At 59.8% G+C, this 20014-nt stretch carries 9 protein-coding genes; 3 read left to right on the plus strand and 6 right to left on the minus strand.

The genetic code is table 11. The annotated features are described in order from the left end of the window. Positions 1-59: 59 nt before the first annotated feature. The 5 genes from ade to SMD31_RS19665 form a co-directional block, all read right to left on the minus strand. Complete coding sequence (ade, locus tag SMD31_RS19645; protein ID WP_320502639.1) at positions 60-1769, minus strand: adenine deaminase; 1710 nt, start codon at positions 1767-1769, stop codon at positions 60-62. After that, a complete protein-coding gene (locus SMD31_RS19650; protein ID WP_320502640.1) occupies positions 1766-2635 on the minus strand; it encodes an HlyD family secretion protein in 870 nt (289 codons plus the stop codon). Before SMD31_RS19650 ends, ade begins: the two co-directional genes overlap by 4 nt. A 9-nt stretch (positions 2636-2644) precedes the next feature. Then, on the minus strand, positions 2645-2848 hold the full coding sequence (locus SMD31_RS19655; RefSeq protein ID WP_320502641.1) for a DUF1656 domain-containing protein: 204 nt from the start codon (positions 2846-2848) through the stop codon (positions 2645-2647). Beyond that, positions 2848-4887 (minus strand): FUSC family protein, encoded by a 2040-nt coding sequence (locus SMD31_RS19660; protein ID WP_320502642.1) that lies wholly within the window; start codon positions 4885-4887, stop codon positions 2848-2850. Before SMD31_RS19660 ends, SMD31_RS19655 begins: the two co-directional genes overlap by 1 nt. Positions 4888-4972: 85 nt before the next feature. Continuing rightward, positions 4973-7987, minus strand: a complete 3015-nt coding sequence (locus SMD31_RS19665) for an EAL domain-containing protein (protein WP_320502643.1) — start codon at positions 7985-7987, stop codon at positions 4973-4975. Positions 7988-8439: 452 nt separating this feature from the next. Here SMD31_RS19665 and SMD31_RS19670 point away from each other — a divergent pair, with 452 nt between their 5' ends. Continuing rightward, positions 8440-8757: a hypothetical protein gene (locus SMD31_RS19670; protein ID WP_320502644.1), complete on the plus strand. Its 318-nt coding sequence runs from the start codon at positions 8440-8442 to the stop codon at positions 8755-8757. Positions 8758-8778: 21 nt separating this feature from the next. Here SMD31_RS19670 and SMD31_RS19675 read toward each other — a convergent pair whose 3' ends face one another. Beyond that, positions 8779-9105, minus strand: coding sequence for a hypothetical protein (locus tag SMD31_RS19675; protein WP_320502645.1), 327 nt, complete (start codon positions 9103-9105; stop codon positions 8779-8781). Between the two features lie 247 nt (positions 9106-9352). Between SMD31_RS19675 and SMD31_RS19680 the strand changes: the two genes are divergently transcribed. Both SMD31_RS19680 and SMD31_RS19685 read left to right on the plus strand, forming a co-directional pair. Further along, positions 9353-10003: a ribbon-helix-helix domain-containing protein gene (locus SMD31_RS19680; protein ID WP_320502646.1), complete on the plus strand. Its 651-nt coding sequence runs from the start codon at positions 9353-9355 to the stop codon at positions 10001-10003. Between the two features lie 281 nt (positions 10004-10284). Beyond that, positions 10285-19986: a DUF5801 repeats-in-toxin domain-containing protein gene (locus SMD31_RS19685; protein WP_320502647.1), complete on the plus strand. Its 9702-nt coding sequence runs from the start codon at positions 10285-10287 to the stop codon at positions 19984-19986. Positions 19987-20014: the final 28 nt, after the last annotated feature.

The following is a 20014-nucleotide window of genomic DNA, read 5'->3' on the forward strand; positions in this document are numbered from 1 at the left end:
ATCTAGGTCCTTTGGCCGACCCGATCAAGGGCCAGAAATCGCGGAACGGCCATGCCAATTCAGGCGGCGATCAGCTCGAACTTATCCACGTCGACGAGCCCGAGATCCGTGATCTTCAGATGCGGTATGACCGGCAGGGGCAGGAACGCCATCTGCAGGAACGGTTCGGCGAGCGGGCACCCAAGATCGCGAACAGCGTGACGAAGTGCCTCAATTTCACGTGCGACGGTGCGGAAATCCTTATCGCTCATCAGACCGGCCAGCGGCAGCGGCATTTCGGCCAGGATCTTTCCCCCTTCCGCGAGGACGAACCCGCCGCCCAGATCGATCAGGCGATTGACGGCGATGGCCATGTCGGAATCATCGGCGCCGACCACACAGATGTTGTGACTGTCATGGCCGATCGAGGAAGCAATGGCACCACGCGGGAGCTTCAGTCCTTTAACGAAACCACGTCCGACCGTGCCTTTTTTACCGTGGCGCTCCAGGACGCAGACCTTAATGACATCATTGGCAAGATCCACCAATCGCTCGCCATTGCGATAGGGCAGGGCAAGGACGAGGAAGTCGGTGAGCACCTGGCCCTCGCGCAGGCCGATGACGGGGCCGGTCGGTCCCATTGCCGGTACGCGAAAGACCGCGGCATCGACCTTGCCGAGCTTGATCGAGTTATAGCCGACCGGCTTGGGCATTACCCGGGTGTCGAACAACGCGTCGTCGACCCAGCGCCCGCCGGCAATGACCTGAGCGACGTCACATGTCTCAAGATCGTTTAGCAGGACAAGATCCGCCCGCTGGCCAGGCGCGATGAGGCCGCGGTCGAATAGGCCAAAGCCGCGTGCCGCCGACCAGGACGCCAGGCGGTATACATCCGTGAGCGGTGCGCCGGCCTTGATGGCGCCGCGCACGAGATGGTCGATATGCCCTTCATGCGCGATGTCGAGCGGATTGCGATCGTCGGTGCAGAAGCCGAGAAACGGCGCTGTGGTGGTGCTGATGATTTCGGCCAGCGCATGCAGGTCCTTGCATGCGCTGCCCTCGCGGATGAATACCTGCATCCCTTTGCGAAGTTTCTCCCACGCCTCCGAGGCACTTGTCGTCTCATGACAGTTGCGAATGCCACAGGAAAGATAAGCGTTGAGCTCATACCCCTTCATCAGAGGGGCGTGGCCATCGATATGCTGCCCCCAAAAGGCTTCAATCTTGTCCATGACCTCGGGCACTTTGTGGAAAATGCCGGGCGCGTTCATGAACTCGGCCAGACCGATAACTTTGGGGTGCGTTCGATAGGGCAAAAGGTCGGCTGCTGTCAGGCGCCCGCCGGCCGTTTCGAGATGGGTCGCAGGTACGCAGGAGGACAACTGGACGCGAAGATCCATGGCTGTCTGATCGGCGCTGCGCAGGAAAAAGTCGAGCCCGTCCTGGCCGAGGACATTGCACATTTCGTGGGGATCACAGATGGCTGTCGTCGTGCCGCGCGGCAGCGCGCAGCGATCGAATTCGGCCGGGCCGACCAGACTGGATTCGACATGGAGATGGCAATCCACGAAGCCCGGCACGACCGTGAACTTGCGGCCATCGATCTCGCGCTTGCCGCGATAGCTTTCGTAGGTGCCGACGATCCGGTCGCCGCAGATTGCGATATCGCCTTTGGCGATCTCGCCGGTCACGACATTGAGGAAGCGCGTGTCCTTGATGACCAGATCGGCTGCCTCCCGGCCCAGTCCCTGATCGATTCCGCGTTCGATGCTTTGACGCAATCCGCTCATTTTCCGTCCGGCTCCTGCACGACCACCGTCGCTGTCTGTCCGGCCACCAGTTTGACCCCATCTGGCACGGAGTCAAAGTCGATCCTGACTGGAATCCGTTGGGCCAGACGCACCCAGGTGAAAGTCGGATTGACGTTGGCCAGGAGGTTTGGGCTGGAACTGCGTTCATGATCGACAATACCGCTCGCAATTCCCGTAACCTTGCCGGACAGCGGTTTCGTGACGCCCATGAGCATGACTTCAACGCTGTCGCCGATAGTTATCCGCGGCAGTTTCGTCTCCTCGAAATAGCCTGAGATATAGAAGGAATCGCGATCGACTAGAGCAAGTGCAGCAGTTCCCGCATTGAGGTAGTTGCCGCGCCGCAATTGAAGATTCGTGACAAAGCCGTTGGCGGGAGCATGGATTTCCGTTCGAGCCAGATTGAGCTTGGCAGTATTGAGGGCGGCCTCGGCGGCCTGGACCTCGGCGGCAGCGACGTCGACCGCCGATCGATACTGCTCCTGCTGGGCCACCGAAACGGAAACGGTACTGAGCTTTGAGACCCGCGCCAGATCGCGTTGGGCCTGGGCGAGTTGGGCCTTGTGGCTGGCAAGCGTGGCGTTGGCCTCATTGAGTGCCAGCTGATAGCGTTCCTTATCGATCGTGAAAAGAAGATCCCCCACTTTGACCTCCTGATTGTCGACCACGACGACATCCAAGACCATGCCCGCGACGTCCGGTGCAATCTGGATGATATCCGCCCTGACACGGGCATCGCGGGTCCAGGGGGTATCCATGTAATAGTCCCAAAGATACCAGCCGCAGGGAACTGCCAGTGCTACGAAAGCCAATGTGACGAGAAACTTGGCAAATTGAGCGCGCATGGCGATGACCTAAGTTCTTGAAACGAAGAAAGTGATGGTCGCAAAGACGGCAACATAGAGGCAGAGATCGAAGAGATGCCGGTGCCATACCCATTGGTAGACGCCAAAGCGGCCCAGAAATCTGGCAAGGATCCAACTGATCAGCAATGCCAGCAAGGCCCAGCCGAGCACGGGTGTGATGAAGACGCCGGCGATATCCATTTCCTTCATCATTACGACAGGGCTCCGGACAATGAAGGTGCCGACGTGACCGGCGACCGCTCGATGTTTGAGAAGTAGTCGGCATGGGCCATGAACAGCAAACGGGCGCCGCCCAATGCCAAAATCGCCTGCATCGCCATGGGTGAACCTTCCGTCCGACCCAGCACGTCAATGGCATCGGCCATTGCCGACGTTGTCGCATGCAGGTCTTCAGGCCGCGGGCGGCGCCGTCGCAGCAACTTGGCCGCTTGCGCACGGGCAAAGCGGGCAGCCTCATTTGCCTCGTCGGACAGGAATGGTTCCGCCTCGATCAAGAGGTAGAAGTTCAATCCGACCCTGAGCGAAGCCAATGCACCCCGCAATGACTGGTCGGTGGCAGAGACACCTGCCTGTCGTCGCGCCTGAAGGGTATTGAGGCGATCGAACAAGCGGCTCTCAAAAGTCTCCCGATCGAGTGCCCCGGCAGCGATCAGCGCCAAATCTCGCTTGGTCGCCGTCAATAGACGGCGGATGCCGAGATCGGCGCCGAAGGAGCGGAACAAGCGCAGAATGCTGGAGGCCACGGTGATGCCCAACACCAGAGCGATCGCCTCGTTGATGAAGCTCGCGAACGCGAGTTTCTCGCTGTTCTGCAAGCCGACCGTGGCCGTGAAGCCTAGAATGGCCGGCAAGACACCGGCCGCGCGACTAGGCATGCCGAGCAGAATCCCGGTCGGCAAGTAGAAGATGGCCAAGGCGCCGACCAGGAGAAGCGGCGCACCGTCGATCGCTGGGAGTACGACAAGGACGTAGACTGCAGCAGCGGTGACGCCGATGACCGTGCCGGTCAAGAATTTGAGGGCGAGGGCGGAAGGATTATCGGCAGCAGCGAAAAGGGCGCATATGACGGCTGCTTGAATGACCGCACCCGAGCCACTGGGCCAGGCAGTCAATATCCAGAAGGTATTGCAGAGGACGATCGATAGCGCCGCCGCGCCCCCACCCAAGGCCGCCATCAGATGGTCGGCATGAAGGGCAAGCGGGCGGGCACTGACGGGCGCGCGCTTGCCTTTGCGCACACGTCGCATCAGATCCCGCATTTCGTCATGAATTCGGATAAGGTCGCCGAGGCGAGTCACCAGCGTATTGAACAGCAGAAGGTCTGGGTCCCGAGCGACACTGGTGTCTGGGGTAGTCAGGCGTTCGATTTCTCCAAGCAGAGCGTCGCGGGTCGGATCGTCTTCCCTCTGAGGCTCGATATAGGCGGCAGTCCGCATGAGCAGCGGCTGCATCTGTTGCAGCAGATCCGGTCGATTGACCCCGAGCATGGTCATCCGATCCTCGATCGACACCAGCACCGCCATCAGACCTTGCATGCGCCGCTGCAGTGTCACGATCCAAGCCTGTGCATTGCGCAGGGCAGGGCTGTCGAACATGGCGTGTTCACGCAGGGCATTGATGGCAAGAGAGTCGCTCAACAGGCGGTCACGATCGCGCGCCCGCTGGCCCTCGTTTCGCGCGCGCAGGACATCGGCGCACCAACTGGCGGCATCCTGCATCCAGACCTGCAGGCGCTGTTGCAGAGCGCTACCGGATTGCCGGGGAAAGATCAGCTGATTGGTGATGACGGCGCAGGCGATGCCAAGCGTGATCTCCTCGCAACGCGCGATGGCCGTTTCAAAGATGGCGCCGGGCGCCTCGACACTGGGGAAGCAGATGATCGCCGCCGTGTAGCCGGCCAACATGAACGCATAGCTGGCCGCCGTTCTGTTGACGAGGGAACAGTAGACGCAGATCCCCAGCCAACTCGCCAGTATCAGGATCAGGATCTCCGGTTCGGACGAAAAAGATCCCAGGCTGAGCACCGCGAAAGCACCGCCGGCCATCGTCCCGGCCACGCGATAGAGCGCCTTTGATTGAACCATGCCGGAAAACGGCTGCGCGACAATATAGGCCGTCAACAAGGCCCAGGTCGGGCGCTCCAAATCCAGCGCGAACGAAATGAACAACGCCGCCATGCCGCCGACGAAGGTTTTCAGGGTGAAAATGATTTCCGCAAGCTTAACCGGCATGATGTTCTCTGAGCTGTCGAGTTGGCCAGTTTAGAGCGTGTTTTCGTCCGCTTCAGTTATGCGACGACGCGGTGGACCGATGTTGTCAACGCTGGAATTTGGCGCGATTGCGGGCGAGAAAGACCGAGGCTTCACCGGCCGGCAGCGGTTTGGCGAACATGTACCCTTGGCCAAACTGGATTCCCAGTCGCCGCAATTCGGTCGCCTGTTCCTCGGTTTCGACACCCTCGGCCACCACATCGCGTTCCAGGATGTGCGCCAGGCTGGAAATGACGCGGACGATCTCGAGGCCTTCGCGGCTGTCGTTGATACGCATCACAAAGGAGCGATCGACCTTCAGCGTATGGAACGGGAATCTGTGCAGATGGCTGAGGCTCGAATATCCGGTACCGAAATCATCGATTGAGACCTTGCAACCCAGCGCGATGATCCGGCGCAGGACCTCATTCGTGCGCTCCGGATTGTCCATGATCAGGCTTTCGGTAATCTCCAGTTTGAGGGCGTGCGGCGGGATGCCGGCAACTTTAATCGCACGCTCGATGTCATCGACCAGGCCGACCGCGGCGAACTGCTTGCCGGAAACATTGACGGCGATCTGTGGCGGATCACCTTCCGCCGGCATCCAGGCGGCAATCTGGCGTGCCGCATCCATGATTGATTTGCGGCCGATATCGATGATCATGTCGGTATCTTCGGCCAGTGGAATGAAGTCGACAGGTGAGATGAGGCCACGTTCCGGGTGGCGCCACCGGATGAGGGCCTCGAAGCCGTGAAGATGCCCGTCGTCCAACGCGATGATCGGCTGATAGAACAATTCGAACTGATCGCCGGCGGTTATGGCCCGTTTCATATCTGCTTCCAAGCCGAAGCGCTTCATGGCCGACTGATGCATGCTGGGCTCGAAGCGCACCACCTGGCCGCGACCCTGGGCCTTTGCGCGATAGAGCGCCAGATTGGCATCGCGCATGAGCTCGTCGCCAGCAGCACCAGCTGATTGGGAGGCAAGGACATAACCGATCGATGCTTCGATCTCGATGGGACGGCCGCCGATCTCCATGTGCTGGCCAAGCACAGTTTTCAGCATGACAATCAGTTCTTCGACACCCTCTTCGACATTGCCGGCGATAAAGCGGGTGATGGCATATTCGTCCTCACCCAGATGAGCCAGCGTGTCTTCTGGTCGTATCCGTTCCTCGAGATTGCGCGCGAGGGTAATCAGAATATCGTCGCCGACCTTCTGGCCCAGCGTCTCATTGTAATGCCCGAAGCGGTCGATATCCAAAATGGCGACGACCACGTCGGATGTGGAATCCTTCGCCCAGAGCTGCAAGGCCTGTTCGGTGCGCTCGACCAACAGCGTGCGGTTCGGCAGCTTGGTGAGATGCGAGTGGAAGGCATTGAACAGCAGATCCTGTTCCGCCTTCTTGCGCGCCGTAATATCGGTCATCGACCCGGCAAATCGCGTCGGACGACCAGTTGCGTCCCGCACGGCCATGCCGCGGATGGCCATCCACCGATCGTTGCCCTCGGCATGCCGCATGCGCATTTCTTGTTCGAAATGAGTCGAGCTGCCTTTCAGATGTGCATCGATGGCAGCACGCATGATGTCGATATCGTCGCGGTGCACGCGGTCGAACCAATCGCCAGGCTGCCCAGAGAGGCGGCTGGCGCGCAGGCCCAGCATCTGCTGCCAGCGGGCTGATGTGAACAGCTTGTTGTTGATGAGGTCCCAATCCCACAGCCCGTCATTGGCGCCACGCGCTGCAAGGGCGTATCGCTCCTCGCTTTCGCGCAGGCTTTGTTCGGCGCGACGGCGTTCTCGTTCGTCGCTCACATTGCGAATGGTACGCTGCACGCCGGCATTGAGAACGACGGAAAGGACCGGATAAAGCCAGTTGATCCAAATACCGCCGGGAAAAAGCGCGAGATAGGTTGCGACCGACCAGCCCAATACCAGCCCGGCATTGCCGGCGACGCCGAACCCGGTCGGCAAGCGCCGGGCCATGTAGGCGCTCATTCCGCCCAGCAGGAACACGGCCACGAGGCTGACGGCGGCACTCCAATCCGGGCGAAACAGGTTCCCGCCGTGGATCAGGCGTTCTGCCATGACCGCATTGCGAACGACGCCTGGGAGTTCGTTATCGAAGGGCGAACGGACGAAATCCGAACCGCCCTGATAGTTGGTTCCGAAGAGTACCAGCTTGTTCTTGAACGTCGCAGGGTCAACGGTACCGGACAGGAGGGCCGAAAAGGAAACCGTCTTGAATGCACTCTCGCCGCCGAAATAATTGACGACGACGGAATTGCCGGGGTCCATTTCAATCAGTCGATCTGGCCCGAGCGAGACAGCAGCGCCAAGGTCGATGCGGACTTGTTGCCAGTCGACGCCAAGGAAGTGAGCCACAGCAGCGACGGTCAGTGAGGGAAAGCAATCGTCGTCGAAATAGGTGGCGAGGTATTCTGATCGCGGTGAACCGTCGATGTCATTGTCGACGTTAACGTTACCCCCGAGGACAGCTGCCGCTGCAAGCGAAGGCAGGGGTGATTGCATCTTGTCGCTGAACTGAATCGTGTTGGTGGCGTCGCAGGCTGGTTTGGTCCGAACATAGTGCCACGGTACGATCCAGTTTGGCGTCTCGTTGCTGCCGCTGTCGGGGGAATAGGAGAACGGGAGGAGGACATTTCCGGCCCGTTTCATCGCCTGCGCCAGGGCTTGGTCGGCGCTATCGGAGGCGAGCAGGGATGTGGCTTGATTTGCGCCGGGGCTGTCCGCGGGTAAAGACTTGGCAAGGTCGCTGAGCCGGGTTCGAACGTCTTGGGGCAGGTCGCGTTCTGGTTCGATGAACAGGTAGTCCATCGCGATCGTCTTGGCGCCATCGGCTGCGACTAGGTCTATGGCCTGGGCAATGAGGCGCCTGCTGATCGGCCAGCGGCCGAGAGCCTTGTTGGACGCCTCATCATATCCAACAACCACGACGTCGCCGCTCGGTGTCTCCGTCCCACGTAGCAGGAAGCGCGAATTGAGCGCCATCCGCTCGATGCGCTCGAGGGAGTCGGGGGCCCAGACATGCAAAATCGCGACGAATGTTGAAACCAGCATCGCCACAAGCAAGGCTTGGTTCTGCCAGGGCGCAAAGTGCCGGCGGCTGCGGGCCTCCGGCGACGGCGCGGGTTGCCCTGGTGAAGCACCAGGTTCGGTCGGGGCGGCCGGGCGGGCGTTTGACTGAGATTGCTTGTTCAAGCCGGCCGATTCCCTCCAATTGATTGAGAACAATGGTCTTGTTTGGGGGCGAAATTCAACTCGCAGCATCGGGCATTTGTTTAAAAATCGCCGGAAGCTCACATTTTAGAGGTATGGTTAATCAATAGTTTACTGCAATGTATGGTCATTATTATTATTTATTATCAATATATTAGTGGATATTTATAAAGTCATTTATTAACAAAACGCATGCCTGCCGATTTGCCATGCGGGGATTGCGGTATGGAATCGATTCGATTAGCTTTTATGCAGTATTTTAAATTTTGCAGCGCAAAGGGATGAGCGCAGCCATGAATGAGATTGACGCAAACCAAGACCATATCGTCGGAGCTGATGCTGCGACCCAGGATGCTGGGGCGCAGTTCACGCTGAACCTGGCCGACCTGCTGCCAGATGCAAACGGCGAGATCGTGATCCTCAATGAGGGTGACGATCCTTGCCTGAACATCGTGACCGACCTGCGTCTGCTCGAAAGCGGTATCGCTGAGTCACACGTGACGGATGGCGGGATCGAGGTAAAGGGGCTGCAGTACTGGGTCTTTGAAGACGGTACGAAGCTCTATTATTCTCCCGGCCTCAGCATTTCGGTCGAACACCACATCGGCTGAAACCGGCGGCGACGCGGGTGCCTAGGGCAGTTCGTGCCCTTCTTCGTCGGCACCATCCAGCAATTCGGTGATTGGGCTGAGCGACGAGCGCAGGCGCTTCCGGCGCATGAGCTTGTCTTGGGCTGCCGGCGGGAAATCGGTCAGCATCACGACATTCTTGGTCAGCAGGATATCCGTCAGATCCTCATAAACGCGGATCATGTCCAGATCCGACTGCACCATTGACGGCTTCTCGGCCGTCGCCACCTGACCGCCGGCATGTTGTTGCAGGAAACCCTGAACGGCAGGGTGGGTCGGCGGAAGATATTCTTCCGCGCCAGCAGCCATCTCCCGGAAGATGGCCGCCACCTGACCATTTCCGTCCCGCATCACAAAAGGCATAACCAAACCCCCAAGGCAGAAAGTTTTGCTATTCTAGCCAGTTGGAAGGCTTGGCTGAAAGCATAAATGAGGCACTAGTCAACCACCCCGGAAATGTGTCACACTGCAGTGTGTGCCTATGGCGGGGAAGCTGGCCGCGCTGAAGTTTTCAATTTTACCGCGTGCCACAGCTTGGTCACAGCCCGAATCGTCAGTAAGTAAGGGGTTACGACGAATGGAGTTGCAACGTGAATCAGCGGCAGCTTTGGCAAAAGCGCTGCCCGATCCGAAACTCGTCCATCGCGTGGTGCAATACCGGGGCAGGCGATACTCGCTGAAGCTTGACCAAGCGTCTTGGGCGGCGCTGGAACAGGCCGCCGCGCGGCGCCGGGTGCGCCTCAACCAGCTGGTCGACGAGCTTTCAACGGCGACGAATCATGAAGGCAACTTCTCGGCGACAGTCCGCGCGCAATGCCTTGCCGAACTCAAACAGCAGATTTCCGATCTCGAGGACCGCGTCCGTCAGCAATCCATGTCGGGGCAGGGCGTTTCCGCCTCGCTGATCGCCGACGCCTGCCCTGTTCCCGCCTTCGTGGCCAATGGTCAGAGCGTCATGCTGAAGGCCAATGCGGCTGCGCAAAAGTGGCTGGGCCTCGGCGAATCCGCTCTTGTTGGTAAGCCCCTCGACCAATATTTCCAGGTTAAATCTTCGTTACCTCTGGGACAAATTGTCGAGCAATTTGCGCAGGGTAGAAACCAAGTTTACCCGGCGCGGATCGTCTGTCTCCGCCCGGGTAGGTTGATTATGGCCAAGGCCAACATCTGTCCGATTCTGCGTCGGGCAGAGGGTGACCTGGCCTATGTACTGATGATTGAAATCGCTTGATTTTTTGGTGATTGTGCCCGGCCCTGGCGGGGCGCAACCACCGCTTGCAGATTGCAAGTCGTGACAATTCCGTGCGTTTACAAATCGATTTTATTCCAAATTTTCCCAAAAAACATTTTCGCTCACACGATCGTATATAGATCGGCCAAGAGCGAGCGTTGAGCCTGGCCTTGGACGCTCCTATTGTCACTCCATCAGTCAGGGGATGCGGAACTATTCCGCGATAAAGGAATAATCTTCCGCCATCCCTCCTCATGGTTAACGACCGATTGGAGCGAGCTATGGCCACCGACACCACCACCAATCACACCGACGTCAACACCGCCTCGGCGATCCACGAAGGTGATGTGGAGCACGTGCAACTCACCCAATCCGGTACGCCGGTGCAGGTGCAGGTGCCGCAGGGCGAGAATGTCGTCCGCATTCAGGTGACCCCGGGTGAGACGGTGGAATTGCCGTTCCCGACCGATGGCCTGGTGGCGCGCCTCGGCGACAACGGCAACCTGGCGGTGAAGGTTGGCGACATCACGGTCATCCTCGTCGGCTATGCCGATGCGACCGGCCAGGGCGAAATTTCGGTCATCGGCAATGATGGCAAGGCGGTTGACGTCGCCGCGGTGCTCGCTTCGACCGATCCCAATCTCGACATCCAGACGGCCGCTGGCCCGGGTGCCGGCGACCAGGGTACCGGCGCCGACAACAACGGCGGCCTCTTTGCCCCGTTCGACCCCAATGCCGGCATCGACGGCCTCAATGCGGTGGGTGGCCTCGATCCGACCGCGCTCAACTACAACCTCATCCAGCGCCAGAACGTCGAGATCATCGAAGCCGATGAGGAAGACACCTCGCCCCTGGTCATCAACATCACCAAGCCGAATGCGGTCAATGAAGATGATCTGGGTGGCGCTGAAGGCAACGACTCGTCGTTCGCTGCCAAGGCTCTCGAGCCCTATCCCTCGCATGTCGTGAACGACCTCTATGACCAGCTCGGCAGCACGCCGTCCTGGTATGGTTACCCCCAGGGCGTCGGCAATGATCCGTTCGACACCGGCGATCACGAAGACGGTTCGAAGATTCCGGGCCTGTCAGATGATGTCGATGGCGTCGACCAGGACCGCGAGCCGACCACCGTTACCGCGGTCGTGTCGGTCAATTTCTTTGCCGATGCGCCGGGTCATCTCAGCTTCGTCAATGGCGGCAGCACGCCGATCATCGACCAGCTTCAGGCGATGAACCTGACGTCGCACAGCAATGAGCTCCATTACATTGTCCTGCCAGGCAAGCCGGATACCGATCCGGATCCGACCGTCGACAACAGCTATGGCGAGACGCTGGTCGCCTATTACCTGAATGGTGACGGTGAAGAAGCGTCGGCGGTCATCGTCTTCACGATCGCGATGCGTGAATTCAACAGCAGTGACAATTTTGACGTCGACTTCACGATCTATGGCGTGATCGATAACGTCCCCGGTACGCCGGACGCGGCCGGCGACATCTCGGACATTCTCGATATCGGTGTGCCGTTCTTCGTGGTGGATTCCGATGGTTCGGTGACCCCCGTCCCCGCCGATGCGCTTGTGTTCCAGGATGTCGACGATACGCCCTCGTTGGGCTCGACCGGTTGCTATCAGTGGGTTCATACAGGTGAAGGCGAAGGCGGTACCTGGGCTTGGGTCCCGACCGAAATTCACCCGAGCGACACGGACATCGTGCATGACGAAACCGATGGCGTGCAGTCGGGTGGCCAGCAGTGGAACGACCCGGATTCCGACCAGGAAGCGCAGCCGGAAGATGACGTGGATCAGAACTACGATCCCAATCCTTGGGACGGTTATGGCACGCTGAAGGCTGAATCGCTGGCCGGCGCTGGATTGCCTGCAGACACCTCCATCCTTGGCATCGCGCATTCGAAGCTCACCGTCTCCTTCGGTGCCGACGGCAAGGCCTTGGGCAACCCGGAAGCCGGGCATACCGTCTTTACCGGCGACGGCAACACCAACGCGCAGGCGTTCCAGCTCTATATCGGTTCGGCCGACGCACCGCTGAACGGTGGTCTGACCAACTGGACCATCACCGAAAACGGCATCGTCTATGGCGTCTTGGCTGAACAGACCGATGCCAACACGATTATTGGCTATGCGTATGTCGGCCAAGGAGAGGATGCGCAACGCGTCGAAGTGTTCGTGCTGCACGTCAATCCGGAGAGCGGCGACCTCGCTTTGGTGCAGATTCATCAGATCAACCAGCCGGATCCGACCAATTCGGATGACTCGACCCCGTCGCTGCAGATCTTCACGAAAGGTTCCGAGACCGGCGTCGACGTCAACTTCCGCGGCACCGATTACGACGGCGACCATGTGGACGCGCCGCTGCAGGTCATCGTGCAGGATGACGGCCCCACGATCTGCAAGATCGAATACTGCAGCGAAGGCACCTTCCGCCACGACAAGGGCTATGTCGACGAAGACTATCTGACCACGCCGAGCAACAGCGTTCCGGGCAATCAGGATCATGATACCAGCCCGGACAACCAGAATGCGCCGTTCGGCACCGGCAACAATGGCGACGGCAAGGGCGGCACGCATGTGACCGGCCAGATCATCGCCGAATTCGGGGCCGACGGCCCGGGCGGCTTCAGCTTCAACGTGCCCGGCCTGACCAATGGCGGTCCGGCTGTAGCCACCGATTGGAAGACCGCGAATGGCGATGCCGTCACGCTGGTCTGGGTCGGCGAGACGCTGAAGGGCGTTGCCGGCAATCCGGCGGCCGATGTCTTCACCGTTGTCCTCAATAAGGATACCGGTGCGTTCAGCTTCGATCTGCAGCAGGCGTTGTTCCACAAGGACAATGACGGCACGGCGACGAACGACGGCGATACAGCTGATGACGGCACGAACCGTTATGAGGACGACATCCTCATCCAGATCGGCGTCAAGGTCACGGATGCCGATGGCGACATCAAGCCGGCGACCCTGCAGTTCCTGGTCGACGACGATGCGCCCAAGCTGATCTGCCCGCCGCACACCACGTCGATCGAGAATGGCGAATGCCCGGTCTGCCAGACCGACGTTTCGCGCGCCGTTGCTGAGCAGGACGAAGGCTGCCTCTCGGAAGAGACCTGCATGGTCACCCTGGCACCGGGCCAGCAGGCGCCGGGCTGGCTCCATGTCGAAATCTCCGTCAAGGACGAGAACGGCAACACCCAGCCTGATGACTCGCTCTTCTCACAGAACGGCGTCGGCTATGGCGTCGTCAGCGGCGAAGACGGCGGCAGCGGTGGCCGTTTCGACGAAATCAACTATGACCACACGGCCAATGGCGGCCTGGGTGCCTCGGAAACGCTGATCGTCAAGATCGGCACCGATGCCTGCCCGCAGCTGGCCCTCTCGGCCACGGTCGAGCTCTCGCGCTTCTATTCCAATGAAGGCAATGTCGGCAACGAACAGGGCCATTGGGAAGCGTGGAAGGATGGCGTGAAGGTTGCCGAGGGCGACTTCACGGCCAACAATCTCAACGGCCAGTTCGGCCTCGCCATCCCGACCGTCTCGGGCGGCTTCGACGAACTGCGCTTCACCGCACTGCCGGGCACCTCGGGTCCGGGCGGCGGCTTCAGCGATGACAGCGACTATTATGTCCAGAACATCAGCCTGGAAATTAAGCCGACCCATCTGATCAGCGGCGAGTTCAAATACACGTTCGGCGCCGATGACGGTTCGGTGGCGCCGGGGGGCGTCGACATCGCCTTCACCGGCGGTGAGATGACCCAGGGCGGCAAGCCGGTCGTGCTCAACGAAGTCTATGATGCCGGCACCGGCAAGACCACGATCTCGGGTTATGTCGATACAGACGGCAACGGCTTTGACGATGGCGATCTGCCGGTGTTCAGCCTGGTGCTGGACCCGAATGCCAGCGTCTCGAATGGCGTTCACACGGCGACCTACACCTTCACGCAGTATGGTCCGCTCGACAATGACGGCGGCATGACCAACCTGCCGTTCGAAGTGAAGATCCAGGACAAGGATCACGACGCGATCAAAACCTGCATCGACATCTGCGTCGATGACAGCGCGCCGGAGACCTCGAACGCCTGCGCGACCGTGTTCGAAAAGGGCCTGGACCAGAGCGGTTCGGCCAAGGACGGCACGGATGCCAATGCGAACAGCGAGTTCGCCCATGGCTTCCTGAACTTCTCCTATAACGGTGACGGCCCGGGTGAGATCACGGCCTTCGCGCTGACCAGCGGTCCCCTTGCTGGCGTTGCGGCGACCCTCGTCAATGGCCTGTGGATCATCGACGTTCCGGAATTCAAGATCACCGTCGACCATATTACCGGTGAATACAACTTCACGCTGAAGCAGAACTTCATCCATGACGACACCGAGGATGACGGCTTCGACAACCGCGACGGCGTCGAATCCACGGTCAATATCGGCGACATCCTGCAAGAGCTGGGCTTCAGCTACACGGTGAAGGACGGCGATGGCACGACGGCCAATGGCGGCCTGACCGTGAAGGTGGTCGATGACGGGCCCATTATGTGCCTCAGCACCGACTATCACGGCACCGTCGATATCGACGAGTCCGCTGGCAACCAGCGCGACGACCAGAACAACTTCACCGCGCCCCAGGCACTGGTGAACGTGTCGAACGCCGGCCCGATCATCGAATACGCCAAGGACGGCGATTCGGTCGTCAACGTCGATGTCGATTACGGCGCCGATGGCAAGGGTCAGAACCTTATCTTCAGCGTCAGTGCCTCTGGGCCGAACGCTGACTCGGGCCTTGATTACAAGGACGCCAATGGCTTCGTTCAGAACATCGTTCTGACGACCGAAGGCGATGTCGTCGTCGGCCGCGTGGCCGCTGGTGTCGATGCCGGCAAGGCGGTCTTTGCGATCACGATCGACCAGAATGGCGAGCTCGAGGTTGCCCAGTACAAGCCGATCTATCACGGCAACACCGGCAGCAACGACGAAGGCCAGGGCCTCAACGACAGCGCGTTGGTCGTCACCGTGGCGGCGATGGACGGCGACGAAGACTTCGCGACCAAGTCGGCCAATATCGGCAGCAAGGTCGTCTTCTATGATGACGGTCCCTCGATCGACAATTCGAGCAGCGTCACGCTCGATGAAGATGCGCTTGCCGGCGGCAACCCGAACGGCACCGGCGACGTTTCGCCCAGCCTCAAGGTGGCCAATGGCGACCTCAGCATCGACTTCGGCACCGATGGTCCGGGCAAGATCGAATTGTCGCTCAACGGACAGGCCCCGCGCCTGACCGGCGACGGTCCGGTCCTGCAGTTCACCCAGGTTGGTGACACGCTGATCGGCCATACCGGCAACCTTGCCGACCCGGCCCTCACCGTGAAGGTCAACAACGACGGCACCTACACCGTCACCTTGCTGAAGCCGCTCGATCATCCGAACGGCAACAACGAGAACGACATCGATCTGCAGTTCAAGGTGAAGGTCACCGATAACGACGGCGACAGCGTCACTGGCAACATCAACGTCAAGATCGATGACGACACCCCGACTCTGTCCTTCAGCAGCTACACCAACCAGAATCCCGAAGGCAGCCAGGGTACGAAGACCCACGGCAACGACTATGGCTATGTCGACGAAGACTGGCTGCCGAAAGGCAACAAGGACCAGGGTTCGGAAACCGACGACTCCGTCGGTGGCGTGAAGTCGATCGCCAATCTCAACGTCTCGCCGGGTGCCGATGGCGGCAGCCTCAGCATCGACGTGCTGAACATCAACATTCATGGCGACAATGGCAGTGGCCTGCGTCGTTCGGATGGCGCGCCGATCGCCATGGTCTCCTCCGATGGCGGCAAGACGGTCTTCGGCTATGCCGACGGCATCCCGGACGACGCCCATAAGGTGTTCACGATCAAGATCGTGGGCAACACGGTCGAGTTCGAGCTGTTCCAGCCCTTGATGCAGGACAGCACCAGCCAGAACACCAACAGCGGCGACGGCAATATCGAAGGCGAAGTGAAGTTCGACATTCCGGTCGTGCTCACCGACAACGATAACGACAAGACCTCGGTCACCGTCCACTTCCTGGTCGACGATGACCAGGTACAGGCGACCGACGATGGCAAGCTGACCATCTCGGCCCTCAACACGCTGACCGATGGCGGCAACGTCCTGACCAACGACCTCGTTGGCGCGGATCAGCCGGGCAAAGTGGTCGGCATCAAGTTGGGTGGCGAAAGCGGCAATTACGACAATGTCGGCGCCGGCAAAGACATCTACCTGAACGATCAGGGCCAGGTTCAGGGCGGTGCCGCCAACGCGATGGGCAAGCTGCACATCAATGCCGACGGCACCTGGAACTTCACCCAGTTCAAGAGCTCGGCCCTGCCGGATCTGACCTTCTCCTACAAGGTTGAAGACGCGGATAAGGACAGCGACACGGCCTCGTTCAAGGTCGACCTGAAGAACGCCCCGCCGCCCTCGTTCGAAGACGAGAATGCGCTCGTCGATGAAGACGGCATTACGGGCAAGGGCGCCAACCCGAACACCACCACGGCCCAGGGCAATGGTGATGACGTTGGCGGCCATGTGAATGGCGGTCAGCCGAACCCGGCCAGCGAAGCGATCTTCCGCAATACGCTGGGTAACGGTTTCAACTGGAACGGCGCTCCCGGCACGATCACGTTCACCTTCACCAATGCGCAGCTGGCGTCGTTGAAGTTCCTCGACGGCAGCACGCCAACGACTGCCAACGTCGAAGGCAACGGCACCAGCCATGTGGTCATTTGGGACGGTGTGCCCAATGCCCAGGGCAGCACGAAGATCATCGATATCGTCGTCACGAATGCGGCGACGGCGGAGTATCAGGTGACGCTGCTGGGGCCGGTGAAGCATTCGGGTCATGACGACCCGTCAACCCCGGCGACAGAGACGTCGTTCGAAGACAACGTCAGCCTGCCGGTGACGGTCACGGCGACGGGTGAAGGCGGTGCGGCGTCGCATACCCTCACCATCGGCATCGACGATGATGCGCCAACCGTGAGCACGGGAATTACCTCCATCTCGGGGGCTGTTGATGAAACGTTCCTTGCCATCGATTCGGTTCCGTTGGATATAACCTCCGTGTTCACGACCAAATTGGGTGCAGATGGCGGAACGATCGCCTACAGCCTCACGGACACCAGCGGGAAGCCAGTTGTCGACGGCACGCCATCGGGCCTGACCGATACGCTCACCAATTCCGCCGTTCTTCTTTACAACGACGGTAGCAACATTGTCGGCAAGACCGCGGGCGGCGATGTCGTCTTCGTGCTCGGCCTCAATGGCTCGATTGTCACGTTCGATCAACAGCGCGCCGTCGTCCATACCGACCCGTCGACGCAGAACGAATTCCAGACCTTTACGGGCCTGGTTGCGTTGACGGCGACTGTCACCGACGGCGATGGCGATAAAGCCAGCGCCACAGCGGGCGCCTTCATTATTCACTTTATGGATGATGCACCGACGGTTTCAGCCAATGCCGATGTCATGGTTGACGAGGACAACTTCACCAACGGCAACAATGCCTTTGCTGCCGGCACGGGTGACGATGCCCAGGCGAACCTGACCGGGGTCTTGGCCCACAATTACGGTGCCGATGGTGCGGGCACGACCTTGTTCAGTGACGTTTTGGTGCCCGCTGGCTTCTCGGCATCCGTCACTGATGGCGGCACGAAGGTCACGATTTCGCAGGGTGGCGTTGCCGTGCTGCAGATCGTCCTCACCGACACCACCAGCGGCGCCTATACCGTGACGCAGCTGGCCAAGATCGACCACCCGGATGGCGACAACGAGAACAACGTCGATTTCACGCTCAAGTACGGGGTGAAGGACGGTGACAATGACTCCGTCCAGGGCTCGATCAAGATCAGCGTCGATGACGACGTGCCCGTGGTGGTCAACGACACCGACACTGTCACCACCTTCGGTGTGGCGGAGACCGGCAATGTCCTAACGAACGACCATGTCGGCGCCGATACGCCGGGTACCGTGGTGAGCTACACCGTCAACGGCCAGAACTACGCCGCCGACGGCGCCTCGCACACGATCCCGACCGGCACCTTCAGCATGGATGCGAACGGCAACTACAGCTACACCCAGACCTCGGGTGCGGCCGGCAGCTTCAACGTCTCCTACACCATGCAGGACCACGACAAGGACCAGGCGAGCGGTACCTTGACGATGACCACGAAGGATCAGCCGATCCAGAACTACATCGTCGTTGGAGAGAACACGAACGATGGCAAGACGGGCAGCCAGCCCGACCATCGTATCGACAACACCCCGGGCAACCACAATGGCGACATTGTCGGTGGCAGCGGCAACGATGTTCTCATCGGCGACGTCGGCGGCAAGACCACCGTCGTGACGCCGGGCAAGAACTATTCGATCGCACTCATCTGCGACGTGTCGAACAGCATGTCCGATAACGGCAAGATGACGCTGTTGAAGAACGCGGTAACCAACTTCGCGAACAGCCTCAACGGCTTCAACGGGTTGATTAACGTCACGCTGATCGCCTTCGGCAACAATGCCACGACCGAGATCACCCTTAACAATCTCGGCCAGGGCAACAACTTGCAGCAGCTGCTCAATGCGATCGACAATCTTGAGGCCGGTCAGAACGGCCTTTACACCAACTACGAAGATGCGTTCATCAAGACGAATGCGTTCTTCACCAGCCAAGCCGTGTCGTATGGCAGCTATGAGAAGCTGGCTTACTTCATGACCGATGGAGTACCGACCGCCTATAACAACGCCAACAACGGTGACGGTGATGCCAACACCGACCTGGCTGAAATCCAGCCGGCGCTGAATGCCGTGAACAACATCATGGCGGCCAACAGCGGGATCCAGTTGCACGGCATTGGTATTGGCAACGGTGCGGACCTCAACATTCTGCGCTACTTCGATAACACCAGTCTGCAGAACGGGACTGTCCAGACCAACGTGCAAGGCGGCTCGGTGACCGACAATTACGGTCAGCCGATCACCATCACCAGCGCCGATCAGCTGACCGCTGCCTTGGTTGGTGGTTCGACCTCGACCACGGTTGCTCCGGTCGGCAACGATCTGATCAATGGCGATGCCGGCAATGACGCCATCCTCGGCGACAGCATCTTCGCCGGCAGCGCCGATGCGGGTTGGGCTCAGTATCTGCTCGACCATCCGGGTCTGACGACGGATGCGGCAAAATACGCCGACATCTACGCCAACCTCACGACTGGCAATCACTCCTATGCGGGTGAAGGCACCGTGGGTGGCGATGACACGATCAATGGCGGTGCCGGCAATGACTACATCTATGGTCAGGGTGGCAACGACACGATCCACGGCGATGCCGACAATGACTTCATCGAAGGCGGTACGGGCAACGACACGCTCTTCGGTGATGCCGGCAACGACACGCTGAACGGTGGTGACGGCAACGATACGCTGGATGGCGGCATCGGCACCGATATCGTCAACGGTGGGGCCGGTAATGATGTCATCGTCTGGCACACCGGGCACGACGTGGATGGTGGTTCGAACACCAGCAACGACCTGTCCGGCAGCAACCTGGGTGACGTGCTTGACATCTCCGGGCTCGGCGCTGGCTCGGTGGATCTCACCTCTGCCATAAATGCCAACCAGATTGATGGCATTGAAACCGTCCGGATGACGGGCGGCGGCAACCAAACGCTGGTGCTGAGCGCTCAGGATGTGATCGACTTCGGTACTGGCAGCTTCAATCCCACCCCAAATAGCGGCGGGGACAACTGGGATGCCAAGGATGCGATCAAGATTGAAGGAAACAACGGTGACGTCGTGCAACTCGATGGCGGTGGCTGGTCTGAGATCACCAACCAGATCAATAACGAGCCCAGCGGCTATCGCGTCTTCGTCCATGACGGAAGCGGTCAGGGCGGCATCCAAGAAGACGCTTACGTGTTGATCGCGAACAATCTGACCGTCGCGTAACCTGCGGGTCAGACCTTGTTAAGGGGCG

Origin of the sequence: Dongia rigui (assembly GCF_034044635.1) — a bacterium.
In the GTDB taxonomy this organism is placed as follows: Bacteria; Pseudomonadota; Alphaproteobacteria; order Dongiales; family Dongiaceae; genus Dongia; species Dongia rigui.